Genomic DNA, 26269 nt, shown 5'->3' with positions numbered 1-26269 from the left:
TTATATTATTTCAGGCTTTTCCGTTCTTCAAAAACCTCACCTTCAATAACCCCGGAAGTTTCGTTATCAAAGCTGCCTCTAATGTAAGTTAAAATATCTGCAATTTCCTGATCTGAGAGTTGAGAATAAGAAGGCATTTCCTGATTATATGTTTTACCATTAACCTCTATGGGATGTGAAATCCCGGTAAGCACGGTACGTATAAGTTTACCTTTATCACCGGTTACCCAATTTGTGCCAGATAGGGGCGGGATTAAATCTTCAGATCCCTGACCCTTGGGACCATGGCAGCTTAAACAATTCTTAGCATATAACTTTTCTCCAGCTACAAACTCGTCTTCCAGATCTGGATTCCAGTTTTCGCTATCAAGCTGTATAGGTTCCTTATCTTCATGGTAAACAATAATTTTAGGATCGAGTTCTTCATCTGGTGACATGGCACTTATTCTGTATATCTTGTCGGGACCATCAGGTAAGCTATCATACATCCAGGGTTGAAATCGAGGATGCCAGTCTCTGTTGCTGGTAGCAAAATAAATATCGCCATTAGGAGCCACAGACACATCTCTTATTCTTCCAAATTTCTTCTGGAGATAAATGTGTTCATCATTAATATGTTGACCATTTGCGCTAAGCTTAAGCACCCGCAATGCTCTGCCTTTTAAGTTAGCTACAAGTAAACTGTTTTTCCACTCTGGTATTTTATCACTATTGTAAAAAGCCAGGCCAGCAGCTGCTATTGTTGGCGTCCAGGCTTTTAAGGGCTCTGTGATATGGTGACCTTTGCAATATTCTTTTTCACTTTCGGTATCACAAAAACCCTGTACATCTGGCCAGCCATAATTGTTGTTAGCAACAATCAAGTTGATCTCATCGTCGTTATTAGGACCATGTTCAGAACTGTATAAAATGGTTTTATCGCTAAATGCTAGGCCCTGCGGATTACGGTGGCCTCTGGTATAAATGTAGCTCCCTTTCACAGGATTATCATGAGGTATCGAGCCATCGATATTTAATCGTAAGATCTTTCCTGTAATCACACTGTCACTCTGTGCATGACGGGTATCGCCCACTTCTCCCAGAGAGAAAATGAGTTTGCCGTCTGGCGAAATTATAAGACGAGAACCATTATGGTACGTGTTTCCAGATATATTGTCTATGAGAATTGTGGGTTCTTTTAAAGTATCAGAGTCATATGTGTAGCGTACTAATCTTGATTTAATGTTGACAGTATCACGGGTAAATGTGTAATGAAGAAAAATATACGGGTCAACAGGATGCACGGTCATTCCTAATAAGCCGTATGACTTTTTGTAGATTACATCAGGAACTTTGAACATTTTTTTAGTACTTCCCGCCTTGAGATCTTTTAGGTAAACCGATCCATTTTGTTCTGTAAACCAAATTTTATCTGGCAGGGAAGCATCGATATCCCAAGGCACTTCAAGACCTGTTTCTACGGGCGTAATACTTAAATTTTGATCAGTAGTTTGTAGATAAGCTATTGCTATTTCTGTGCGGTCTTTTTCATTTTTACATGAATAGGACATGATTACCAAGCCAATTATAAATAGCCAATAGTCTTTAATTTTCATTTAAAACCCATTTAATACCTCCTAAAATATGATTTAAAAATTGAGGATTGCTGTAATATTCCTTTTTATGTCCCAGAGCCGTGTAAAATTGTCTGCCACCATCATAATTATGATACCAGGCAAGGGGAGCATAGTCGCCAAAAACCTTGTCAGGATATTCATCTTTTTTATCGTCTGTAACGGTAGTTAAGTCGGCAGCGAGCAGGACGTGAATATCCGGGTTTAAATTATCAAGATAGTAGCATTCATCTTCCCAATGCCAAATTTTTGGAAGAAAATTAGTAGACATGTGCGTACTGTCAATGACAGCGATATCAAATTCTTGAAGTTTAGGATGTCTTACAAAACGGCCTCCTAACATGGCGGCAAACCAATCCCAATTTCTTTCTGAACCGGAAGCAACATGAATGCCTGCAAAACCGCCTCCATCGTTGATGTAATTTTTAAAAGCGTCTCTTTGAGATTGCGTATAAAAGGCCTCGTTATTTGTGTTAGAGAATATTATACAGTCAATATTTTTCAAATTTTGGGTAGTGAAAAATTCAGGATCATCTGTTGTTTGAATGGTGAAGTTATTTTGTGAAGCCAGTTTTTCTAATGCTTTCACACTTGCTTCAATATTGTCATGAACATAACCTTCACCATTATGGGTATAAACAAGCAAGTTTTGAGCAGATGAAATTGCGCAAAAAGCTAGAATTAAACAAAAAGTTAGGTTGACTCTCATATCTTTTAATTAGGCATTCTTCCAGGTTTCACGTACGAAGGCAAGATCTTTTTTCATTTTTGTAAATACTTCTTCTTTGTCTATAGTTAAAGTAGAATTACCATGCTCTGCTCCGCCTAATCCATACTCAAAATGCATTATTACAGGTACATTTATTCCGTATGATTTCAGAATGCTAAAGTATCTTTTAAAATCTACCATACCTTCACCCATCGGGGTGTTTATCATTTCAGTTTTTCCATTTTTCGTTTCCCATTTATAGTCTTTGACCACAATAGTTTTTATATAATCTTTTATAAGTTTTAAACCCAATTCCCACGAGTTTGCACCTTCTAAAGTGGCATGCCTGATATCGTATTGCGATCCGCACCATTGTGGTGAAATACCTTCTAGAATCTGATAAAGATCCCAGACTGCTGCACCTATATATTTCCCGGAGTGATTTTGATAACCTCCATGTAAACCTAGACTTTTGTTTAACGCTGCCAAGTCTTTAAATTGAGCATGATATTTTTTTATAGTTTCAGGAATAGATACATCTTCAGGATATTTTAACCATCCCATGCGATAATATTCAAAGCCCAGATCACTTGCTGTATTTAAAAGTATTTTACTATCCTCGTCTTTGGCGTCTGTAACATCTGTAGTCATTATTTGAGGAGCAAATCCCGCTTTTTGCATCGCCTGTGCAGCTTTAGGAAGATCTGTTTTCACCTGATGTGGAAGAACATGCCCATTGTGACGTACAGTTAGGTCTATACCATCAAAACCCATTTCTGCGGCAGCCTCGCTCATATTATTATAATCAAGAAACTGTAGATGTTTTGAAAAAATACTAACCGAAATAGGCTCAAAATTGGTATTTTTTGTCAAAAAATCGGTCCTATAATTAAAATTTAAAAATGGTAAGGCCACCATTCCCAGAGAACTTTTCTTTATAAAATCCCGTCGTTGATTAGTAGAGTGTACTTTAGCCATGCCTGTAGTTTTATATTGTTTTAAAAATGTTTTATTAGGTGAAATGCGCCTATGAAGTTACTTAATGTTTTATTTCTGTAGGATATTTTTTTGTTGTACGATGAATTTTGAGGCTAAAAAGGCTGTTTTTTTAACTGCTTTTAAATCTGCTTGTTTTGCATGCATTTGAGAGATGACGGGCTTTCAGAAATATCTCACATTTATATTATCGCTAATTCAATTCGATAATTTTATGATATTTATATTTTTTAACGTATTCTGTTGTATAGTCGTTAACAAATTGTTAAGTTTATAAGCCTCATTTCATGTTGAAATATGATATAATTTTTACCTCTTGAAAAATTTAGATACATATTTTCTTTTGAAGGGTCTCAAGGCAGGAGAAATCCAGTCTTTGGAGAAATTGTATAAAATTTACTACGCCAAACTTTTTTTCTTCGCTAAGAAATTTGATTCTGCTACTCTTGGTCCTGATGATTTTGTGCAACAAACCTTTCTCAAGCTCTGGGAAAAACGCAGTCAACTTAAAGATGATGTTCTTCTTGATAGGCAAATTTTTGTAATCTGTAAAAATCTGATATTAAATCACCTTAAGAGAGAAGCCAAGACTGTAGGTGAGATTGAAGAAAAATTATTTCCTCAGGAAAACGAAGCTGAAGATTTTGAAGAGAACACTAGAAGAATGCAAAAGGTTTATCAAATTATAGATAAACTTCCTCCCAAACGAAAAAAAATATTTTTACTTCATAAAATAGAAAACCTAACCTACGAGGAAATCTCTCAAAGCCTTGGTATTTCTAAGAAAACGATTGCGAACCACCTTTATCTTGCCCATCTTTTTATTCAGAAAGAATTATTTATGTAAATTTTTTAATAAATGATTAGGGATTTTGTATTACTCAATTGTTATAGTAGTGTAATAGTTTAATTTTTTGAGTGTTTATCTAAGAATATGCTATCCTCTGTGTGATTGCGTAAAAGACTACAAATAATTTAATAATTAAATATGAGCGTATGAAATAAACGTCACCTTCTTATAAAGCTAGATAATTCATATCTAGCAAAAAAAAGAGTTCCCACCGTCAAATAGAGAACTCTTTAATAAATCTCAAAAGCATTACGGCATATTTATGTCGCGTGACTTTTCATGTTTTAAAACTAAAATAAATATAGTATGAATCAACTATTTTTAACACTAATTTTAAGTTTGACTTTTCTTACTAACCCACTTGTTACTTTTTCTTTTTTATCAAATGCATCAATTTTAAAGAAGGATAGTTCAATAAATTTATCTTCGGCAAAAACAGTAACTAACTCTAAAACACTCGTCATTGACAACCAAATTTCTGTTAGTGGGACAGTTACAGATGCTAATGGAAGTCCTATGCCAACAGTTAATATATTAGAAAAAGGAACCCAAAATGGGGTTTTGAGTGACTTTGATGGTAATTTCAATATTACTGTTTCATCAACACAGGCTGTTTTAGTTTTCTCTTATGTGGGTATGAAAAGTATTGAACGTGTTGTGGGAGATAATACAAAAATGAATGTTCAATTAGAAGAAGATGCACAAGGGCTAGATGAAGTTGTTGTAATTGGATATGGAACTGCCAAAAAGAGTGATTTAACGGGAGCGGTTTCTTCTGTTTCTGCTGAGCAGGTAGAGAAAGTCCCTGTAACTACTGTTGATCAGGCGCTACAAGGCCGTGCCGCTGGTGTTCAGGTAACTACAAATGATGGTTCTCCAGGTGCAGGAATTTCAGTTAAGATTAGAGGTACCGGTACATTTGGAGATAATTCACCTCTTTATGTGGTTGATGGTTATCCTATATCAGGTAATCTTTCGAGTTTGAACCCTTCTGATATTCAGTCTATGGAAATATTGAAAGATGCTTCTGCAACTGCAATTTATGGAAATAGGGCTTCTAATGGTGTTGTAATAATAACAACCAAGAGAGGTAAAAAGAATGTATTTGAGATTTCATTTGACGGTTTGTTATCAGTTCAGGCAAAACCAGAAATGTATGATGTTATGACAGCAGAACAATTTGTGACCGCTGCTCAACAAGTCGCTACAACTGATGATTACCCTATTTTACCGGAATGGAACAATGACCCTGCAAGTTTTAGAAATATTGATTGGCAAAATGCATTTTATAGGGCGGGATTAAGACAGAATTATAATGTTGCCCTTAGAGGTGGGGGAGAACTTGTTCAGACCTCATTTTCCTTAGGATATTATAAACATGAAGGGATTGTGAAATTCTCAAATTATGAACGATATAATTCCAGTCTAAATGTAGATTTTACTCCATATAGCTGGCTTAAAGCTACAGCAAGTGTAAAATATACGCATAGTAACAGCAAATTAGGATCTGGTTCATCTATCACTCAGTTGGGAAATTTAACGAGACTAATTCCCACTATGACTGGAAATCCACTTACAGATATGATCAAGGATGCAGATGGTAATTATGGGTATTATATACCGGGAGCACAAGCAACAACGGGTATGACTAATTTATATGCTGATGTTGAAGAAATTGATCAAGATAATCCACGAGATAATTTTTTAAGTACAACCTCTGTAGAGGTAACTATACTTCCCGGATTAAAAGCGAAAACTAATTTTGGAATAAATACTTTTAGTGGCTTTAGTTCCTATTTTACACCCAGCAATACTAGAGAAGAACCTAATCCCCAAGCTTATTATTCCCAACGAAATAATAGTAGTTACGAATGGCTTTGGGAAAATACGGTATCATATGTTCAGACTTTTGGCGATCATAGTTTAGACATTGTAGGAGGTATTTCATCTCAGGAAAATACTTATCGTATATCTGGCGCTGATGGTAATGGATTAGTAAGTAATGAATTAAGAGATATTTCTTCTTTGACAACAGTTGCACCTTACGGATATCAACAGGCTTGGTCTCTGGCTTCTCAATTTGGCAGACTGACTTATAAATTCTTAGATAAATATATTTTAACAGGAACAGTGCGTAGAGATGGTTCATCTAGATTTGGGCCTGGTAAAAAATGGGGTGTGTTTCCTTCACTTTCGGCAGCATGGAAATTAAAGCAGGAATCATTTTTATCGGATGTTGAGGCAATCAACGATCTTAAAATAAGAGCAAGTTGGGGTAAATCTGGAAATCAAAATATTGGTCTTTTTCAATATTTAGGATTGTATGGTTCAGGACCGTCCCCAACTGACAATAGAGGTTATGCCTTTGGTGATCCCAAAAATTACTATCCCGGTTTAGTTTTAAATGGATTGGCCAATCCAGACCTTACCTGGGAAAAAACTACCCAGACTGATATTGGTATTGATGCAGCATTTTTAAATAATAAAATCACCTTTACGGCAGATTACTATGTAAGAGAATCAAGCGACTTTTTATTAGATGTGAATGTGCCTGCGCAAACAGGTTTCAGTACAGCCACGAGAAATGTGGGAAGTATAAGGAATAAAGGCTTGGAGTTATCACTTCAGTATCGTTCAGCTGAGCATGAATTTCAATGGAGTTTAGGCGCAAATCTTACCACAGTGAATAATGAAATTTTATCTTTTACAGATGGACTTACATCAATAGGGAATTTTACAAGTCTTGATTTTAGAAATTATGGAGGGAATGTATGGACCACGTTTAGTCAATCTCGAGTTGGCGGAGAAGTAGGTGCGTTTTATGGTTTTAGATCTGCGGGAATTTTTCAAACTCAGGCTGAAATAGATGCCCTTAATCAAGCAACTTCAGATCAGTATGGAAACGGTTCATTTTATCAGGTTTCTGATACTTCTCCCGGTGACCGCAAATTTGTAGACCTAAATGGTGATAGTAGAATTACAGATGATGATAGGGAAATTATAGGAAGCCCTATTCCTGATTTTTTTGGTGGAATCAATTTTGATGGATCTTATAAGCAGTTTGATTTCAGCTTATTTATTTATACTTCAGTAGGAAATGATATTCTGAATTATGCTAAGCGAAACTTACAAAACTTTGATGCAGCTGCTGGAGTAGGTCTTCAAAATATGGGCAGTGAATTTTACTTAAACCACTGGACTTCCGAAAATCAATCTACAACTTATACCAGACTGGTCTCTTATGATAAAAACGGTAACAATAGAGTTTCTGACGTCTATGTTGAAGATGGGAGTTTCGTCCGTTTAAAAAATATCCAAGTAGGCTATACATTTCCTCAGGCTTTCACAGATAAGGTGTATATGAAAAAATTGAGAGTGTATTTAAGTGCTCAAAATTTATTTACAATTACCAATTACTCTGGTCTGGATCCTGAAATTGGAGATGTAAGTGGTTCTGATGGATTGAGTGCAAATGGTGTAGACGTTGGAAGCTATCCCACTAGTAAATTCTTCACTTTAGGTGTGAATCTGGGTTTCTAAAAAATCATTTTTTAATATAAAATTGAGATTATGAAAATTAATAAAACGATATGCATACTTGCTTTAGTTTGTGTCTGCCTAATTCCCTCTAGTTGTTCTGAAGAGTTTCTAACACAGCAGGATACTAGGGACTCTACTAGTGAATCCTTATTTAAAAAGACAGAAGATGCAGTGCAGCTTGTGAATGCGATATACAACACTATGCATAATAATAACTTCGTTATTAAGGCACTTTGGTATCAAGCAAATTTTTTAACTCAGGATTATAAAAACTGGGGATCAGATACTTTTTTTGCTACCTATGAAATTCCTACAAATTTTGGTGCGCTCAATACTTTTTGGGTACGTTCTTATGAAGGGATTACACGTGCAAATTCAGCTCTTGAAACTATTGAAATAATGAGAGCAGATGGGATTCTAGATGAAGACCTGGCTAATAGACTTAAAGGAGAATCTCTCTTTTTAAGAGGTTTGTTCTATTACTATTTAGCAACAGAATTTGGCGGTGTTCCACTTGAACTTGCGCTAACCACAGATGATGGTCGTCATCCACGTAATACTCAGGATGAAGTATTTCAATCTGTAGTATCAGATTTAGAAAATGCAGCTGCACTTTTACCTTGGCGAGAAGATTTAGAGTTGACCGATATAGGAAGGGCAACTAAGGGTGCAGCACTGGCGTATTTGGGTGATGCACAGATGTGGTTAAAAAAATATGATGATGCAGTTACTTCTTATAATAAGCTAGAAGGACATTACCAGCTTGAGGATGACTTTTTGAGAATTCATGCTTTTGATAACCAAAACGGAATGGAGGATATCTTTTCTATACAATATATCACAGCTGCCAATATGCGTAATGGTTCAAGTGATACGCAATGGTTAGTAGAATTTTGTCTTCCTGAAGAAATTTCTAAAACAGGGTATGCTTATGTTGATAAGAAGTATTACGACTCTTTTGAAGCTGGGGATGAAAGAAAATTCGCAACGGTAATAGGCCCTGGTGATGAACATCCTGATCCTGTAATAGATATTTCTATGTATAAAAATGTTAAAGATACTTATGGAGGTATAAATACTTTGGGAACGGAAGCAAATCCTTGGAAAGGGGCTGACGGACAACGGTCAGGTTATTATGCTGTTAAAAGTTGGAGAGATCCTAATGTAACCGGTAGATTCGGAGATTACTCTTATAGTTCATTAAACTTAATTTTGATGCGATACGGGCAGGTTCTACTGAGTAAAGCAGAGGCCCTTTATAGAAGTGGGAATGAAGCAGAGGCTAGGAATATAATAAATAATCAGATTCGTTTAAGAGCAAATTTAGAGCCCGTACCTGAATCTGAGGACTTCATTACAATGTTGACAAATGAGTATCGCTACGAGCTGGGAGGAGAATTTTCTTTTTTCTTTTATCTGAGAAGAGCTGGGGAAGCAGAAAAATTTGTTCTAGACAAATATAATATTGTAATACCACCAGGTCATACTCTTATGCCTATACCTGTTGAACAAATTGCAACAAATCAGACTCTTGTTCAAAATCCTGGTTATTAGAAGACTTGATTGACTGTTGTCAATTCTTATTTCCGGTAGACTATTAGCTACCGGAATGAGAATTGATTCTTAAGTATAACACCTTCCGTTTTTAATATTAATAGTTATGAAGATATTGTCTTCCTTGATTCTTATATCCATAATAATACTCACTACAAATTATAATTTGTTATTTAAAATACCTGAGGCAGAAATTACTAATGGTATTATTAAGGCAAAAATATACTTACCAGATGCTGAAGAGGGCTATTATAGAGGATCTAGATTTGACTGGTCTGGAGTTATTCCTGATTTAAAATATAAAGGACATTCATATTATGGAAAATGGTTTGACAAGTATAGCCCTACAAATCATGATGCTATTATGGGACCCGTAAATGATTTTGCCCCCTTAGGATATGAAACCGCCAAAGTTGGAGAAAGCTTTGTTAAGATAGGAATAGGAGTATTAGTAAAACCTGAAGAACCGCGATATTCTATTGTTACACCTTACAAGATTATAAATCATGGAGATTGGAAAATAAATAAAAAATCCTATCAGATTGAATTTATTCAGAAAATAGAGGATAAGGATTATTCATATGAATATAAAAAACTAGTGAATTTGCCAAAAGGAAAATCCCAATTAGTTTTAGAACATTCTTTAAAAAATACTGGAAATAAAACTATTAAAACCTCTGTCTATAATCATAATTTTTTAATGATAGATGAACAACCTGTAGATTCAAATTACGTAATCAAATTTCCTTTTGAACTAAGTGGTAAAATGAAAGGGACTGATACTATTGCATTTATTGATAATAATCAAATTAAATATAAGAGACAGTTATTTAAGAAAGAGAATGCTTATTTCACAGATTTATATGGTTTTGGAGATACTTCCAGAGACTATAAAATAATTGTAGAAAATAGAGCTAGTAAAGCTGGAGTCAACATTTCTGGAAACAGAGCACTTTCAAGATTAGTATTTTGGTCTGCATCTACTACAGTTTGCCCCGAACCATATATAAATATTAATGTGGAGCCAGGAAGAACCTTTAAGTGGAAAATTGTATATAACTATTATACAGTTGATTAATTAGCGAACATGGTTTTGTAATCAAAACTCGATATCTTATTTGCGAATTAATTGAAAATTTTAATAAAATAATTAGGAAATGTTTATTACTCAATTGTTATAGTAATACAAACCATTAGATAAAAAATTGAAAAATTACGAATATCATATTGTTGAAAAGCTAAAAAAATCTTGGGACGCTCCTTATCCTGCTATTTCCGGAGAACAAGTAGAACTCTCATGGAAATCTGTTGAAAAGCAAATTAAGAAGCGACCTATAAAGTTATTATACAATTACAGTTTAGCTGCTGCTATTGCAATGTTATTGTTTGCAACATATTATTTTGCAGAGGTTTATAATCCCATCATTGTTGTAAATAATTATGCTATGATGGACAAAGAAGTTAATCTGCCGGATGGAAGCCTTGTACTTTTAAAAAAGGGATCAGAGATCAGGTATAAAGAAAATTTTGATGAAGCTAGAGGAGTAGAATTAGAGGGAGAGGCTTTCTTTAATGTAGTGCAGGATAGTCTAAAAGAATTTCGGGTTAAGACTTCGCATACTTTAACAAGAGCTATAGGGACTTCTTTTTTGGTAAATGAGAAGCTTAATATGCAAGAAACAGAAGTCTCACTTTATTCGGGTAAGATATTAGTTCATATAAATGGAATTACAAATAAAAAATGGTCGATTAAACCTGGAGAAAGTTTTGTCTATAACCAAGCCGGAGAAGCCTATATAACAAAATTTAATACATTATTGTCGTTTGAAAGTGGCAATCTCTTTATAGACCTTAACGCCAAAAAACTTGAAAATCTGTTTGATTTCTTATCAGAACGGTTTGATTATGAATTCACTAAAAATGATTTCACTAAGGATAAACTTGTAACCTTAAGGATCAACAAATCAGATTCTCTTACAGATATACTAAAGATTCTATCTATAATTAATCACACAAACTATGAAATAAATCACAAAACCAGACAAGTAAACGTATTTAAGAATTAAATACTAAGAAATTAAAAAACAAAAGAGTTCCCATCGTCAAACAAAGAACTCTTTTTACAAACACAAAAAGCATTAACGACGTTGCCGTCGCAAGGCTTTTTACATTCCAAAATTAAATAAATCAACCATGAGGCAACTACTTTTAACACTTTTTTTTGGTTTAACGTTCTTTGGTAATCCTCAAGAGATATCACTTTCGTTAATAAATCCCACACTAAAACAAGTGATTATGGGAATAGAATCACAAACAGAATACAAATTTGCTTACGGGAATGAAATTGCTGTTGGCATTTCATTTACAGGTAATTATAATTTTAAAAAACAGAGTCTTGATAAGGTACTTAAGGAACTTACAGATAGAACAGTCTATACATTTATCTTAGTTGGAAATAATATTGCTATTACTAAAGATGCTGATCCTTCTACTGATCAGATGCCGCAAGCAGCAACTTTACAGGAAACCACAATTACTGGTAAGGTCACTGATCAACTTGGAAATCCTCTTCCTAGCGTTACAATTCAGGAAAAGGGTACTAATAATGGGGCATTGACAGATTTCGATGGTAATTTCTCAATCGATGTAGCCTCGTCAGAATCAGTGCTTGTTTTTACTTATATAGGCATGAGAAGGGTAGAACAGACTGTAGGTTCAACCACTTCTATGAGCATACAGATGGAAGAAGATGAGCAATCGCTTGATGAAGTTGTGGTCACATCTTTAGGAATAAAACGAGAAAAAAGAGCTTTAACATATGCGGTTTCAGAGGTTGGTGGTGAAAATTTAACAAAAGCTCGGGAAATAAATATAGGGAATGCGCTATCCGGAAGAATTGCAGGTGTCACAGCATCAGGTACAACCGGAGGGCCAGGATCCTCTAGTAGGGTAATTATACGAGGAAACGGTTCTCTAAACGGTAATAATCAACCACTTTATGTCGTAAATGGAATGCCTATTACTAATGAAAATACTTCATCGCCAGGTACATATGGAGGAATTGACCGGGGTAATGGTCTCTCAAGCATAAATCCGGATGATATAGAAAGTATTTCTGTTTTAAAAGGTGGTACTGCCGCCGCATTATATGGAGCTAGAGCAGCGAATGGTGTCATATTAATAACAACGAAGTCAGGAACTGCTCAGGAAGGTATAGGTGTAGAATACCGGACAAATTACACCATAGATGAGCCAAGAGATCTTTTAGATTGGCAATATCAATATGGCTCAGGATCAAATGGAAATCCTCCTATGACTCAAGCCGAAGCTATAGCCTTTGGAAGAACATCATGGGGGGCAAGATTAGACGGATCTTCTGTGGTTCAGCCTGATGGACAGTCTCGACCATATTCTGCTGTTAAGGATAATATTAAAAACTTTTATCAAAATGGATATACTTTTTCAAATACCGTTGCTCTGAGTGGGGGGAATGAATCTATAAGATTTCGTTTTGCAGCATCAAATACAGAAAATGAAGGAATAGTACCTAATAACACATTAAACCGTAAGACATTTAATTTAAGCGTGGATGCAACTCTGGCTAAAAAAATAATTTTTCAGGGGAATGCACAATATTCTTTAGAAGATGTTAGAAATAGAACGCGTCCAGGTGATTTCGATAGAAACCCCAATGCAGGTGCACAACTAATAGCTACAAATATAGATGTACGTACTCTTGCTCCAGGTTATGCTGAGAATGGAAACGAATTTCAATGGAGTGATTATATATATGTAACGAATCCCTATTTCGTTATAAATAAAGTACACAACGGAGATAAGAGAAGAAGGTTTATAGGCTCTTTTAATACAACTTATAATTTCACTGATTATTTATATGCACGTGTTAGGTTTGGCTTAGATCAAAGTGATGTTGATGGGTATTACATTAATCCTACTGGATTAGCTTACAATAATTCAGGAAGTATGACTTCAGATCAAAGTCTTCGTACAGAAACAAATCTTGAAGGAATTATAGGATTTAATAAAGACGTGGGGCGCTTTTCAATAAATGCATTGGTAGGTGGAAACCAAATGCGAAATATTTTTGATGGTATCAATTTAGCAAGTGGAGATTTCAATATTCCTTTCCAGTACTTTATAGGAAATGGAACCAATCAAACGTTTAACGAGAATTATGGGAAATATGGAATAAATTCTTTATTTGCCTCTGCAGATTTAGATTACAATAACTTCTTATACCTAACTTTAACGGGCAGAAATGATTGGTTTTCAACACTAGATGTAGAAAATAATAGTCTTTTTTACCCTTCGGTTGGTTTAAGTTTTCTGGCTTCAGAAATTTGGGAGTCTAAACCAGTGTGGTTAGATTATGCTAAGGTTAGAACATCATGGGCCCAAGTTGGTGGTGGTGCTCCTAGTCCATATGCCATTCAACAAAGCTATACAGCAGAAAGTACTCCCCATCTGGGACAGACCTTAACAGAAGTTTCTAGTGGTACTATTCCTACAGCGTTAACACCTTATACCTCTACTACTTACGAGGCTGGACTGGAATTTCGATTTTTTAGTAGTCGTTTAGGACTTGATTTTACTTTTTACGATAGAACAACAACAGATGATATTGTTAATGCTTCAATTGCGCCCGCGAGCGGTTACTCAAGTGTAGCGCTAAATGTTGGTGAAATGAAGAATAAAGGTGTCGAGATAATGCTAACAGGTAGACCGTTACAGCCTTCATCGCCTTTAAAATGGAACGTTACAACAAACCTCGCATATAATAAAAACGAAGTCATACATATTTCAGATGATTTAGACAGATTGCAGCTGCCAGGGGCAACAACGCGGACTTTAAATGGAGGTATATACCATTTTGAAGGTCAGCCATTCGGCATGATTGCAGGGAACAGAAGATTAAGAGATGCTAATGGAGCGGTCGTTTACAATAGTGTAAGTGGTTTACCTGTTGCAGGTCCTTTAGTAGCTCTGGGAAAAGGAGTGCCACCATTATCTATTGGTCTAAGCAATGATTTTAGTTATAAAAATTTTACAATGTCTTTTTTATTAGACAGTAGATGGGGGGCAAGTATCTATTCTGCAACAAATGCCTATGGCACTGACTTTGGTTTACATCAAAATACGATAGCTAATAATGTAAGAGAGAATGGAGTATCTCTTTCAGGCGTAGATCAAGATGGAAATGCCTTTAGTGAAACAATACCTGCCCAAACATATTACAGAGGAATAGCTTATAGTATAACTGAAGATTTTGTTGAAAAAGCCGACTTTATAAAACTAAGATCTTTAAGTATAGGTTATAATTTCCCTAATAATTTACTCGAAAGAACACCTATTAAAGCGGCAAGTCTGTCTATAGTAGGGCGTAATTTATTTATTCTGTATAAAACTTCAGATAATATTGATCCAGAATCAAATTATAGTAGCGGTAATGCTCAAGGATTGGAAAATTTCGGGTTGCCTACTTCTAGAAGTTATGGTCTTGATCTTAACGTTCGTTTTTAATAAAAATAAAATAAATCATTATGAGATATGTAAAATTTAAATGTATAGGATTTGCTTTAAGCGCTTTATGTGTGGTGGCCCTGTCTTTAACTTCATGTGATTCTGGATTTGAAGAAATGAATACAGATCCAAACGCTTATACTGTACCAGATTTTTCAACATTGTTCACTACAAGTTTGATTCGTACTGTGGGAACAGGAACAACAGATCGCAATAGAACAAATATGAAATATCTTTCTGGTGCTATGCAATTTCATGCAACTCTTCAAACTTTTTGGTATGGAGAAAAAGGTATTGTGAATGCCCAAACAGGAAATTTTTTCGAGACGGTATATACCTCTCATCTTCGGGAGCTTGAAGAAGTTATTTCAGGGACTACAGATAATCCAGATTTGATTAACCAAAATGCGATGGCTAGGATATGGAAAGTTTTTGCATTGCATAGAGTTACAGATGCCTATGGTGATGTGCCTTATAAAGAGGCAACGCTTGGAAGTACAGATGGTATTTATAAGCCTGTTTATGATAAACAGTCAGAAATTTACCCTTGGATGCTTCAAGATTTAGATAATGCTATCAACCAATTAGATCCTTCGATGAGTTCGTTTGGAGCTGCAGATGTTATTTATGGCGGGGATGTTCAAAAATGGAGGACTTTTGGTTATTCCCTAATGTTACGGCTTGCAATGCGCTTAACAAAAGTTGATCAGGGTATGGCACAAGAATGGGCGCAGAAGGCCGTTAGTGGTGGCGTTATGCAAAGCAATGAAGATATTGCAAAACTAGAACATACTCCAACAGGTCCCAATACATGGAATTGGGATGCACGTGAATTAAAGAGAGAAAGTTTGCCTGAGGGTAATCAGGGAGCAGGTTTAGTAAAAATGGGTAAAACTTTTATTGACTTATTACAAGAAAATGAGGATCCCAGATTACCATTTTACGCTACATTATGGGAAGGAAATATCAATTCTCAGCAAAGTCAGGTAATAACAGAAACTACTAAACCAGAACTTCAAAAAGGTCTTCCAAATGGTTATGATCCTGCTACAATAAGTGATGCAATACCGGCATGGAGTAATTCTCTACTTACAGAATATTCTGAACCTAATACAGCAACAATAGCAAATTTTTCTGCTCCTTCGATTATATTAAGTTATTCTGAAATAGAATTTCTATTATCAGATATGGCCTTGAGAGGCTGGGGAGCAGGAACAGCAGAAGAACATTATGAAAATGCTATAAGAGCAAATATGGAAAGTTCAAATCTATTTCCAAATAGTAATCTATCCCCTATGGAGATTACAGAATCCGAAATTTCAGATTACTTAAACGCTCATATTCTTACAGGAACTCAACAGGAAATGACCGATCAGATCTATACTCAGTTTTACTTAGCTGATTATATGTATTTAGATTTTTTTGAAGCCTGGAGTACTTGGCGACGAACAGGTGTTCCGGAGTTAGCACCTATAAATTATCCATTAAACACAACAGGAGGCGAACCTATAAGGAGATTAATGTATTCCTATGATGAGAAAGCTCTTAATTCAGAAAATGTAGAGGCAGCAATAAGTGCTCAAGGACCTGATACTTATACCACTCGTGTATGGTGGGATGTTGAGTAGAAGAGTGTTATAATTTGATTTTAAGTTCTTAAATCATATAGGATATGAAAAATAATCGAAGAAATTTCATTAAAAAGGGGGCGTCCTTGGCTGCTGTAATGTCGATAGGTGCTGCAACGGCATGTAATAATTCTCCTAAAACTGAAGAAACTAAACCTAATCACTTTGCCAAGGAGGCTATCAAATGGCCAATTGATCCAGGGACTAATACACCTCAACTGTGTGTAGGAGCCTCACGCAATGGAGATAAAGCAATGATGAGAAAGATTAAACAAATAGGTGCTGATAATGTCTTAATGGGAGGACCACCAATTCCCTGGACAAAAGAAAGTTTACGTGAGATCATGGATGCTTATGAAGCTGAAGGTTTAAAAGTGATTAATATGATGATAGGTGGACATCCTAATACTATTTACGGTCGGGAAGGCAAAGATGAGGAAATTGACAATATTAAAAAATCATTGGTTGCAGCGGGAGAAGCGGGACTTCCTGTTGTAGAATATAATTTCTACGCTCACCGTCTAATGGAAGGCTATTATTTAAAAGAAGGAAGGGGAGGAGCCGGGATGACTGCTTTTGACTATGAACCTGTAAAAGACTTACCAGCAGATCCTGCAATAGGAGAGCACAAAACTGAAGATCTTTGGAATAATCTTTCTTATTTCCTAAAAGCTGTCATTCCTGTCGCAGAAAAGGCCGGAGTGCGTATGGCATTACATCCTAATGATCCGCCAATTCCAGTGAGCCATGGTTCTGATCAAATAATGGCCACACTCTCAGACTGGAAAAGATTAATTGAGATAGTAGATAGTCCTTCTAATGGAATCACTTTTGACTGTGGTGTAACGAGAGAAATGGGAGAAGATCCTCTTGATGTATTACAGTATTTTGGCTCAAGAGATCGTATAAATCATGTGCACTGGCGTAATGTAATTGTTGAAAAACCTTATGTTAAATATGCAGAAGTATTTTTAGATGAAGGCCAGGTGAATATGTTTGCTGTAATGCAGGGACTTATTGATTTGGACTATAGTCATGGACTTTATCCTGAACACCCTCGTGCTTTAGATTATGATAAAGAACATGAAGGAGGTATAAGTAACCAATATCCGGGAGGTGGAGGATACACGGGACAAACCTACAATCTCGCTTTCGCGAAAGCAACAAAATTAGCTGTATTATCCATTCCATCTTAATGAACAATTAAAAAGTATAGATATGAAAAATAATCGTAGAGGTTTTATTAAAAAAGGGGCCTCATTGGCTGCTGTAATGACGCTTGGGGGCGCACCCATTTCCTATAGTAAGAATTACAATTCTTTAAGAACTGTTGAAAAAGAGGTTAAGCCATTTGTAAGAGATGCTGGGATGAAATTTGCTCTTGCAATGGGTCCCGATTCTCCACGAGTGCCATATGCCAAGCAAATGGATGTAATGCATGCTGTTTCGGGAGTTATTAGAAATAAAAATCTCAAACCATGGGAACCTCAAGCAATAATTGCAACTAAAGAAGCATGGGAAAGTCAGGGAATGAAATGGACTGTTGTAGAAGGTCCTCCCGCATTAGGTGAACAAACTAAACTAGCTTTAAGCGGGAGAGATGAGGAGATAGAAAACTTTATCACTTTCATGAAAAATTTAAAGAAGCATGGTGGTGTTGATACTATTTGTTACAACTGGATGCCTGTTATTAGTTGGGCACGAACAGATAAGAATACACTTGCCAGAGGTGGAGCAATAGTATCTTCTTTTGATTATAATGATATAAAAAATGAACCTCTTACTGAATATGGTGAAATCTCTAAAGAAGCTCTATGGAAGAATTTAGAGTATTTTCTAAAGGCTGTTGTTCCCGAGGCAGAGAAGATTGGAATGAATCTTTCACTACATCCTGATGATCCCCAAGTACACAGTATCCGTGGTATTTCTCGCATAATGAATTCGGTAGAAAATTTTGACAAAATGCTTGACTTATATCCAAGTAAGTATAGCGGATTGACAATGTGCCAAGGAAATTTTTCCTTAATGGGTAAAGAAATCCCATCATTGATTAGAAGATGGGGTAAAAGAGGTGCTATTAATTTTGTGCACTTTAGAAATATTAGAGAACAAAGCGGGCAATTACCTAGTGTAAAATTTACTGAGACTTTTCATGATGAAGGAGATATTGATATGTATGAAGCAATGAAAGCTTATTATGATATCGGTTTTCAGGGTACGATACGTCCAGACCATGTTGCCACTTTAGAAGGAGAGACTAATGAAAGACAGGGATATATGACTTTAGGAACTTTATATGCAATGGGCTATATAAGAGGACTTGCAGAATCAGTAAGTAAAGAGCGATCAGCTAAAAAAATGATTAGTGAAGGGTAAATATCAAATAGAGGCTTTGACTTAAACAAAAACAAATGAAAGACAATCGTAGAAATTTTATTAAAAAAGGTGCTTCTATTGCTGCAGGAATATCGATAGGCGGGGCTATGGGTGCAAATGCAGGTAACGCAAATATTATTTCTCCAATGAGAAATGGTATTATAAAAGATGACCTTACCAAAGATGCAGGTATGCAACTTTGTTTGGCCTATTTTGCAGGTAAAGAGCCTCTTAAAATTCAGATGGCCAAACAAATGGAAGTACATGGTGCTGTAGGAGGTATCAATCCTAGAATGGTAGGAATGGAGGGGGCAATGAATTACGATTTAAAGGTAATTAAAGCCGTAAAAGAAGCATGGGACGAAGAAGGGCTTAAACTTACTGTCATTGAAGGCCCCCCATCATTATATACAAAGACAAAACTGGGCCTGGACGGGAGAGATGAAGAAATTGAAAATTTTATAACTCTCATGAAAAATTTGACGCAGGTAGGGATCAATACTATTTGCTATAATTGGATGCCATTAATTAGCTGGGCTCGAAGCGATAAAGCCATGAAGGATCGAGGAGGTGCATTAGTAATGGGTTTTGATATAAATAAAATAGAAGGAGAACCTATTACGGAATATGGAGAAATAACCCATGAAGATATGTGGGATAATCTAGAATACTTCCTGAAAGCAGTGATGCCTGAAGCTGAGCAACTTGGCATGAATTTATCTATGCATGGAGATGATCCTCCAATAGATTCAATTAGAAATATACCACGCATTATGACATCTGTAGCTAATTTTAAAAGATTAATAGATATCTATCCAAGTCCTCATAACGGAATTACCTGGGGTGGCACATTCGGAGAAATGGGAGGAGAAGGCGAGCAAGAAGATTTGGAAGCAGCTCTTAAATACTTCACGGATAAGAAGGTCATTTCTTTCGTTCATTTTAGAAATGTACGTGGTTACAAAGAACACTTTAATGAAACTTTCATAGACGATGGGCAGATGGATATGGCAAAATTGATGCAAATTTTATATGACTCAGGTTTTAAAGGGCCTATACGTCCAGATCACGTTCCTACAATGGGAGATGATACAACTGGATTTCCTGGATATACTACCTTAGGAACATTATTCGCAATAGGCTATATGCGTGGTCTAATTGACATGGCTCGGGGTACCACATTAACAAAACCAGCATAATTATAATTATTTTTTAAGTAAAACTAAATCATATTAAAATGAATAATAAAAGAGTTCTATACCTTATTTGCCTACTCATATTTTTTACGACACAAGCTCAACAGGTAGCTTCATCTCCTGAATATATAAAAGCTTTGACTTCTGAATGGCAAGGAGAACGTTTTGCAGATGGTAGACCAAAGGTTTCAGATGCGATTTTAGAGCGGTTAAAGAAAGTGGCTGTTGAAGAAGCATGGGGATTCCTTAGAGGAAAAGGTTTTCATAATCAATATGATGGTGATTGGGAAATTGTTCATTCAGATGAGGTGATGACCGGTCGTGTTGTGACCGCTCAATACATGCCCTCACGACCAGATCTTAATCAACAGGTTAAACTTCAGGGAGCTGCAGAAAAAAAAGATACTATAGGAGGTAGCAATTCGTGGCCTATTGAGATCTTAAAACCTGGAGATATATATGTTGCAGATGGTTATGGAAGAGTGGTAGATGGTACTCTAATAGGATCAAACCTAGGAAATGCTATTTATGCAAACTCTCAGAATGGTGTCATATTCGATGCTGGAGTTAGAGATCTTAGAGGACTTGAACAAATTGATGGCTTTAATGGATGGTTTAGAGGAGCTGATCCATCCTATTTACAGGAGGAAATGTTAACCTCTATAAATGCACCCATTCGCATTGGTCGTGCTACAGTGCTTCCGGGGGATGTAGTACTTGCTACAAAATATGGAATCGTTTTTATTCCAGCATATTTAGTTGATCAGTTGGTGATTTCTTCAGAATATGTAAGTCTTCGTGATGAATTTGGTTTTCAACGTCTAAAGGAGAAAAAGTATACTGCAGGCCAAATAGATACCCGATGGACAGATGCAATAAAAGATGACTTCTCATCTTGGCTCAAAAATTATCCTGATGCGAAACTTCCTATGAGTCGTAAAGAATTGAATGATTATTTAAAAGAGAGGAAATTCTAAAAAAGGATATTTCTCAAGAGTTTAATCGTTTAAAATATTTTGTATGCCAAAACAAATATGGTTAATATCAATTTTCTTTCTAGCATTCATTTCTTCTAGTGCCCAACGTATAGGATCTTCTCCTGAATTTGTCAAAAAGTTGACTTCACAATGGAAAGGAGAACGATTTGAAGATGGAAGACCTTACGTTTCTGATCTCGTTCTTGAAAGGCTGCAAAATTGTACTTTGGAACAGATTTGGGGGTATTTAGGACGAAAAGGTTACCACAACCAAGTTGAAAAAGGGTGGATAATTCTTAAACCAGGTAAGACCATGGTAGGAAGAGTTGTAACCGCTCAATTTATGCCTACGCGCCCTGATCTGGATAGTATTGTCAGGGCACAAGGGAAAATCGAAGATCGTTCTCAGCACGGCGGAATTAATATTTGGCCTATTGACATTTTATCAAAAGGTGATATATATGTCGCAGATGGTTTTGGAAAAGTTAAAGATGGGACGTTAATTGGTTCTAGCCTGGGAAACGCGATTTATGGTAAAACCGGCAAAGGAGTTATTTTCAATGGTTCTGTTAGAGATATGCAAGAACTTAAAAATACTGATGGTTTTAATGCCTGGGTTAAAGGTCAGGATCCATCTTACATTAAGAACATGACCCCAACTTCTATTAATGCACCTATAAGAATAGGAGAAGTTACTGTTTTTCCAGGCGATATCGTTTTCGCAAATGATTATGGTGTGGTGTTTATACCGGCACATATGGTTGAAGGATTAGTTACAGCTTCTGAATTAACTGCGCTAAGAGATGAGTTTGAAAGAAAATTATTGCAAGAAGGAAAGTATTCTTCTGGAGAAATACACGGGGATTGGAAAGATGCTATTAAAACTCAATTTAAGGCCTGGTTTGCTGATTACCCTAAGAAAACCACAGTGACATCTCAGCAACTTGAAGCGTATTTAGCAAAACCTAGATAGCAAAATCTAATTAATAATTCTATTATTTAACAATCCTGACATTCGTCTATAGTTCGCTAATAATTTAAGCATATGAAAAGTATTTTAAAACAAATTGCCGAGAACAATAAAAAGCTCGAAAAAGCTGAAATAAAGGCAGTACAGAAAGAAATAGAAAATCCCAATACCACAAGAAACAGACGTAGTTTTTTAAAAAAAACAGCTGTAGGAGGAATAGCTTTGGGAGGATTAATGTCACTCTCTTTTGAAGATACTATTGCTCATACAACCTCTAAAGTAAAAAAATCATCTAATCCTTCAGATTTAAAAATTACCGATATGCGTTATGCCCTTACTGATGTGATGGGTGGTACGGCGATAATTAAAATAGATACAAATCAAGGAATATACGGTTTAGGAGAAGTGCGGGATGCTTCTGATGTTCGCTATGCTCTAATGCTAAAAAGCCGCATTTTGGGTAAAAACCCGTGCAATGTAGAAATGCTATTTAAGAGTATAAAACAATTTGGAGGTCCAGCTCGCCAAGGGGGCGGGGTTTGTGCTGTTGAAATGGCATTATGGGATCTATGTGGTAAAGCTTATGATGTTCCGGCTTGGCAATTATTAGGAGGGCGTTATAGGGATAAAGTAAGATTATATGCTGATACTCCAGAAGCCGGGTCTCCAGAAGAACAAAAAAAATTGATCGATTATCGTATTAACGATCAGGGATATACTTGGTTAAAAATGGATGTTTCTATAGGTGAATTAAGAGGAAAACCTGATACTCTTGTGAATGCTAAGTTTTGGTCTAATTCTAATGGATCTTTAAATCAATGGGGGGATCAAAGTAATTTTACTTCTTACGGAAATACAATGCATCCATTTACGCAAGTCCAAATAACTGAAAAAGGATTGGAGGAATTATCTCAAATAGTTGATAACGTTCGCAATATGATAGGATATGAGATACCGCTTTCAACAGATCACTATGGCCATTTTGATTTAAATAATGGTATTCGTCTAGGTAAAACCTTAGAAAAATATAGACTGGCCTGGCTAGAAGATGTAGTTCCCTGGCAATATACAGAACAGTGGAAAACAATTACTGATGCTATAGAAACACCAACCCTTACTGGGGAAGATATTTATTTGTTAAAAGATTTCAAACCGCTAATTGATGCTAATGCTATAGATCTAATTCATCCAGATCTTGCGACATCAGGTGGTCTTCTTGAAACAAAACGTATTGGAGATTATGCCGAAGAGCATGGTATTGCAATGGCTATGCATCAGGCAGGTACACCTGTTTCATTTATGGCGAATGTGCACTGCGCTGCGGCTACTCAAAATTTCTTAGCACTAGAGCATCATTCTGTAGATGTGCCGTATTGGGAAAGTTTAGTGAAAACGACAGACGGCCGTAAATTAATAGAAAAGGGCTTTGCAACCGTACCATTAAGTGCTCCTGGTTTAGGTATTGAATTAAATGAAGATGTATTAAAAGAACATCTTGACAAAAGGGATACAAGCTATTTTGCTCCCACAAAACAATGGAATGAAAGGAGAGCTCATGACAGAACTTTCAGTTAATAAAAATTTTAGCTTATCAATTTTCTAGACTATGAGGAATAAACATGTAGCCTTCATATTGGTAGTTATATTATTTACAAGTTGTATGAATACATCTTCAGAAGATGAAACATCAGCTAGCCTACTACCGGGTAAAGACTGGCCACGATATGGAGGTAATAAAGGCAGTAACAGATATTCTCCTTTGGATCAAATCAATATAGAGAATGTTCAAAATCTTGAAGTTGCCTGGATGTATAATGCGGGTGAAATTACTGAAGGTGATGACAATCAAAGAGCTAAACCCATTCAGTGTCAGCCAATTGTTATAGATGGAATAATGTACGGAACAACAGCGGCTCTTGAAGTTTTTGCCGTGGATGCAGGTACGGGAAAGGAATTATGGAAGTTCTCACCCGGGAGACAGGAGCGGCAAAGATTTAATACAAGCCGGGGAGTTGTTTATTGGCAGAAAGATAATGATAAACGCATTCTATTTACAGTGGGAGCCTATCTTTATGCTCTTAATGCACAAAACGGAGAATTAATTAAAGATTTTGGTGAAGATGGAAAAACAGATCTTCATCAAGGGCTCTCAGATAATCTTACTAGAGATATTCAAAACCTGTCTGTAACTGCAAGTACCCCGGGTGTTATCTATAAGGATAATATCATAATGGGTTCAAGTGTTTCAGAATCTGGCGATGCAGCACCGGGTCATATTAGAGCATTTGATGTTGTTACTGGCAAGTTAAACTGGGTCTTTCATACTATTCCACAGCCGGGAGAATTTGGTTATGATACCTGGCCTAAGGACGCTTATAAAGAAATAGGCGGTGTAAATAATTGGAGTGGTTTAAGCCTTGATGAGGACAGAGGTGTGGTATATTTGGGTACAGGTTCACCTGGCTCAGATTTTTATGGAGGAAACAGAGAAGGGAAAAATTTATTCGCTACTTGTATTCTTGCTCTTGATGCCGCCACTGGGAAATTGAAATGGTATTATCAAACTATACATCATGACCTTTGGGATAGAGATCATCCTGTTCCGCCTAATCTTACAACTATAAAGCACAATGGTAAAAAAGTTGATGTAGTGGTGCAAGCAACTAAAGACGGTCTCGTTTATGTACTAGACCGTGATACAGGAGAGTCCATTTTTCCTGTTGAAGAAAGAGCTGTTCCAACAAATGGTTTACCAGGAGAAAAACCTTGGCCCACTCAAAAATATCCTGTTAAGCCTTTACCACTCTCACATCAGGTAATGACAGAAGAAGATATTACAGATATATCTCCAGAGTCACACGCATATGTAAAAGATATCTACTTAAAATATCGCTCAGATAATAAATTTACCCCACCTAGTGTTGAAGGTACCTTACTTTTTGGGTATAGCGGGGGGGCAGAATGGGGTGGTAATGCTATAGATTCTGATGGAATTTTATATCAAAATACAAATGATGACCCGTGGATTCTTCAAATGACTGATACGGTTAGCAGGAATAAAGAACTGGCTTCACTATCACATGGCAATGCAGTTTATGAGATTAATTGCGCTGCTTGTCACGGTGCAGATAGAAAAGGAAGTGGCACACAATTCCCAGATCTAACTAGAATACAAGCCAATTTTAATAAAGCTCAAGTGGCACAGATTATTAAAACAGGAAGTGGAAGAATGCCTTCTTTTCAACATTTACCACAGGATGATCGTGAGGCTATTGTAGATTATTTATTTAATCCTTGGGCGATTAGACCCAAAGTAGTAACAGAACATACTGAGGTAGGAACTAGTACTCCAAAGGAGGTGAATAATGATTTTGGATTTAAGCCTTCGTATGTTAATAAAGTATGGCGAAAACTTAGCGATCAAGATGGTTATCCCGGGATAAAACCACCATGGGGAACCTTAAACGCAATTGATTTAAATACAGGGGATTATTTATGGCGAGTTCCTTTAGGTGAATATCCGGAACTTACAAAAAAAGGTATTCCTATCACGGGTACTGAAAGTTATGGAGGACCTATTGCTACAGCCGGAGGACTTGTTTTCATAGCTGGCACAAAAGATGAACGCATGCGTGCTTTCGATAAGAAAACAGGAAAAGTAGTATGGCAATATCAACTTCCTGCAGGGGGTTTTGCCACTCCTATAACTTACGAAGTAAATGGAAAACAATATATTGTCATAGCCGCAGGGGGAGGAAGAGGGCAAAAGCCCGGAGGTAATTATGTTGCATTTGCATTAAAAGATCAAGAGAATAATTAAATTAACCAATGATGAAAACTACATATATTTTTTATTCACTTCTTATATGCCTTGTGATAACTGGCTGTGAAGAAACTGAGAAGAAAGCAAAAGAAACTCCGCGAGTATCAACAGCCACTTCAACATCATCCGTAAAAAGTCAGCAGAATCTTACTGAAGCAGTTGAGACGCTAAATGCTGCGATTATTGATCCCACTCAGGAATCACTTGACGCAATCGTTGCAGATGAGTTGAGCTACGGCCATTCCAGTGGGAAAGTGCAGAACAAAAAAGAATTTATAGATGATCTGCTGCATGGGTCTTATGATTTCACTTCTATAGATATTTCTAACCAAAGTATAACCATGGCTGGGAATACGGCTATAGTACGTCAGGTTTTTGATTCTGAAGCGCTTAATTCTGGAGATCCTGTTCATATTCATATAGGTAATATGCTAATCTTTCAAAAGCAGGATGGTAGATGGAAATTACTCGGCCGTCAGGCATTTAAAATCTGATT

Annotated in this window: 18 protein-coding genes; 15 read left to right on the top strand and 3 right to left on the bottom strand. The window is 36.2% G+C overall.

The window, feature by feature from the left end:
- Positions 1 to 5: 5 nt before the first annotated feature.
- From ACH3PA_RS02705 to ACH3PA_RS02695, 3 genes are read right to left on the bottom strand one after another with little or no spacing between them, the layout of a single operon-like run.
- Positions 6 to 1595, bottom strand: a complete 1590-nt coding sequence (locus ACH3PA_RS02705) for a PQQ-dependent sugar dehydrogenase (RefSeq protein ID WP_416440724.1) — start codon at positions 1593 to 1595, stop codon at positions 6 to 8.
- A complete protein-coding gene (locus ACH3PA_RS02700; RefSeq protein ID WP_416440726.1) occupies positions 1585 to 2322 on the bottom strand; it encodes a ThuA domain-containing protein in 738 nt (245 codons plus the stop codon). Before ACH3PA_RS02700 ends, ACH3PA_RS02705 begins: the two co-directional genes overlap by 11 nt.
- 9 nt (positions 2323 to 2331) lie before the next feature.
- A complete protein-coding gene (locus ACH3PA_RS02695) occupies positions 2332 to 3300 on the bottom strand; it encodes a sugar phosphate isomerase/epimerase family protein (RefSeq protein ID WP_416440728.1) in 969 nt (322 codons plus the stop codon).
- A gap of 334 nt (positions 3301 to 3634) precedes the next feature.
- On the opposite strand from ACH3PA_RS02695, the gene ACH3PA_RS02690 reads away from it, so the two are divergent.
- The 15 genes from ACH3PA_RS02690 (at position 3635) to ACH3PA_RS02620 (ending at position 26267) form a co-directional block, all read left to right on the top strand.
- The gene (locus tag ACH3PA_RS02690; RefSeq protein WP_416440730.1) at positions 3635 to 4165 is read left to right on the top strand and encodes an RNA polymerase sigma factor; all 531 of its coding nucleotides are present in this window, start codon (positions 3635 to 3637) and stop codon (positions 4163 to 4165) included.
- A 309-nt stretch (positions 4166 to 4474) separates the two neighbouring features.
- Positions 4475 to 7708 (top strand): SusC/RagA family TonB-linked outer membrane protein, encoded by a 3234-nt coding sequence (locus tag ACH3PA_RS02685; RefSeq protein ID WP_416440732.1) that lies wholly within the window; start codon positions 4475 to 4477, stop codon positions 7706 to 7708.
- Between the two features lie 30 nt (positions 7709 to 7738).
- Positions 7739 to 9262 carry a RagB/SusD family nutrient uptake outer membrane protein gene (locus ACH3PA_RS02680; protein WP_416440734.1) on the top strand — a complete coding sequence of 508 codons (1524 nt, stop codon included), beginning with the start codon at positions 7739 to 7741 and terminating at the stop codon, positions 9260 to 9262.
- 106 nt (positions 9263 to 9368) lie between these two features.
- Complete coding sequence (locus ACH3PA_RS02675; protein ID WP_416440736.1) at positions 9369 to 10340, top strand: hypothetical protein; 972 nt, start codon at positions 9369 to 9371, stop codon at positions 10338 to 10340.
- A 127-nt stretch (positions 10341 to 10467) separates the two neighbouring features.
- Positions 10468 to 11328, top strand: coding sequence for a FecR family protein (locus ACH3PA_RS02670; protein ID WP_416440738.1), 861 nt, complete (start codon positions 10468 to 10470; stop codon positions 11326 to 11328).
- Between the two features lie 127 nt (positions 11329 to 11455).
- Entirely contained in the window at positions 11456 to 14803 is a 3348-nt protein-coding gene (locus ACH3PA_RS02665) for a SusC/RagA family TonB-linked outer membrane protein (protein ID WP_416440740.1), read from the top strand.
- A gap of 20 nt (positions 14804 to 14823) precedes the next feature.
- Positions 14824 to 16431 (top strand): SusD/RagB family nutrient-binding outer membrane lipoprotein, encoded by a 1608-nt coding sequence (locus tag ACH3PA_RS02660; RefSeq protein WP_416440742.1) that lies wholly within the window; start codon positions 14824 to 14826, stop codon positions 16429 to 16431.
- A 44-nt stretch (positions 16432 to 16475) separates the two neighbouring features.
- A complete protein-coding gene (locus ACH3PA_RS02655) occupies positions 16476 to 17627 on the top strand; it encodes a mannonate dehydratase (protein WP_416440744.1) in 1152 nt (383 codons plus the stop codon).
- A gap of 22 nt (positions 17628 to 17649) precedes the next feature.
- Positions 17650 to 18807 (top strand): mannonate dehydratase, encoded by a 1158-nt coding sequence (locus ACH3PA_RS02650; protein WP_416440746.1) that lies wholly within the window; start codon positions 17650 to 17652, stop codon positions 18805 to 18807.
- A 35-nt stretch (positions 18808 to 18842) separates the two neighbouring features.
- Positions 18843 to 20006: a mannonate dehydratase gene (locus ACH3PA_RS02645; RefSeq protein WP_416440748.1), complete on the top strand. Its 1164-nt coding sequence runs from the start codon at positions 18843 to 18845 to the stop codon at positions 20004 to 20006.
- Between the two features lie 38 nt (positions 20007 to 20044).
- On the top strand, positions 20045 to 20980 hold the full coding sequence (locus ACH3PA_RS02640; protein ID WP_416440750.1) for an RraA family protein: 936 nt from the start codon (positions 20045 to 20047) through the stop codon (positions 20978 to 20980).
- A 43-nt stretch (positions 20981 to 21023) separates the two neighbouring features.
- Positions 21024 to 21953, top strand: a complete 930-nt coding sequence (locus tag ACH3PA_RS02635) for an RraA family protein (RefSeq protein ID WP_416440752.1) — start codon at positions 21024 to 21026, stop codon at positions 21951 to 21953.
- 72 nt (positions 21954 to 22025) lie between these two features.
- Positions 22026 to 23525, top strand: a complete 1500-nt coding sequence (locus tag ACH3PA_RS02630; RefSeq protein WP_416440755.1) for a mandelate racemase/muconate lactonizing enzyme family protein — start codon at positions 22026 to 22028, stop codon at positions 23523 to 23525.
- An 85-nt stretch (positions 23526 to 23610) separates the two neighbouring features.
- Positions 23611 to 25770, top strand: coding sequence for a PQQ-binding-like beta-propeller repeat protein (locus tag ACH3PA_RS02625; RefSeq protein WP_416440756.1), 2160 nt, complete (start codon positions 23611 to 23613; stop codon positions 25768 to 25770).
- Positions 25771 to 25778: 8 nt separating this feature from the next.
- Complete coding sequence (locus ACH3PA_RS02620) at positions 25779 to 26267, top strand: nuclear transport factor 2 family protein (protein ID WP_416440758.1); 489 nt, start codon at positions 25779 to 25781, stop codon at positions 26265 to 26267.
- Positions 26268 to 26269: the final 2 nt, after the last annotated feature.

The organism is Leeuwenhoekiella sp. A2, from assembly GCF_047946655.1.
GTDB lineage: Bacteria > Bacteroidota > Bacteroidia > Flavobacteriales > Flavobacteriaceae > Leeuwenhoekiella.
This window is presented reverse-complemented; position numbering and strand designations above follow the sequence as displayed.

What these genes read in the sequence shown, in the direction of transcription:
- ACH3PA_RS02705 (WP_416440724.1), bottom strand. Translation starts at nt 1,595, where the DNA reads ATGAAAATTAAAGACTATTGGCTATTTATAATTGGCTTGGTAATCATG.
- ACH3PA_RS02700 (WP_416440726.1), bottom strand. Translation starts at nt 2,322, where the DNA reads ATGAGAGTCAACCTAACTTTTTGTTTAATTCTAGCTTTTTGCGCAATT.
- ACH3PA_RS02695 (WP_416440728.1), bottom strand. Translation starts at nt 3,300, where the DNA reads ATGGCTAAAGTACACTCTACTAATCAACGACGGGATTTTATAAAGAAA.
- ACH3PA_RS02685 (WP_416440732.1), top strand. Translation starts at nt 4,475, where the DNA reads ATGAATCAACTATTTTTAACACTAATTTTAAGTTTGACTTTTCTTACT.
- ACH3PA_RS02680 (WP_416440734.1), top strand. Translation starts at nt 7,739, where the DNA reads ATGAAAATTAATAAAACGATATGCATACTTGCTTTAGTTTGTGTCTGC.
- ACH3PA_RS02675 (WP_416440736.1), top strand. Translation starts at nt 9,369, where the DNA reads ATGAAGATATTGTCTTCCTTGATTCTTATATCCATAATAATACTCACT.
- ACH3PA_RS02665 (WP_416440740.1), top strand. Translation starts at nt 11,456, where the DNA reads ATGAGGCAACTACTTTTAACACTTTTTTTTGGTTTAACGTTCTTTGGT.
- ACH3PA_RS02660 (WP_416440742.1), top strand. Translation starts at nt 14,824, where the DNA reads ATGAGATATGTAAAATTTAAATGTATAGGATTTGCTTTAAGCGCTTTA.
- ACH3PA_RS02655 (WP_416440744.1), top strand. Translation starts at nt 16,476, where the DNA reads ATGAAAAATAATCGAAGAAATTTCATTAAAAAGGGGGCGTCCTTGGCT.
- ACH3PA_RS02650 (WP_416440746.1), top strand. Translation starts at nt 17,650, where the DNA reads ATGAAAAATAATCGTAGAGGTTTTATTAAAAAAGGGGCCTCATTGGCT.
- ACH3PA_RS02645 (WP_416440748.1), top strand. Translation starts at nt 18,843, where the DNA reads ATGAAAGACAATCGTAGAAATTTTATTAAAAAAGGTGCTTCTATTGCT.
- ACH3PA_RS02640 (WP_416440750.1), top strand. Translation starts at nt 20,045, where the DNA reads ATGAATAATAAAAGAGTTCTATACCTTATTTGCCTACTCATATTTTTT.
- ACH3PA_RS02635 (WP_416440752.1), top strand. Translation starts at nt 21,024, where the DNA reads ATGCCAAAACAAATATGGTTAATATCAATTTTCTTTCTAGCATTCATT.
- ACH3PA_RS02630 (WP_416440755.1), top strand. Translation starts at nt 22,026, where the DNA reads ATGAAAAGTATTTTAAAACAAATTGCCGAGAACAATAAAAAGCTCGAA.
- ACH3PA_RS02625 (WP_416440756.1), top strand. Translation starts at nt 23,611, where the DNA reads ATGAATACATCTTCAGAAGATGAAACATCAGCTAGCCTACTACCGGGT.
- ACH3PA_RS02620 (WP_416440758.1), top strand. Translation starts at nt 25,779, where the DNA reads ATGATGAAAACTACATATATTTTTTATTCACTTCTTATATGCCTTGTG.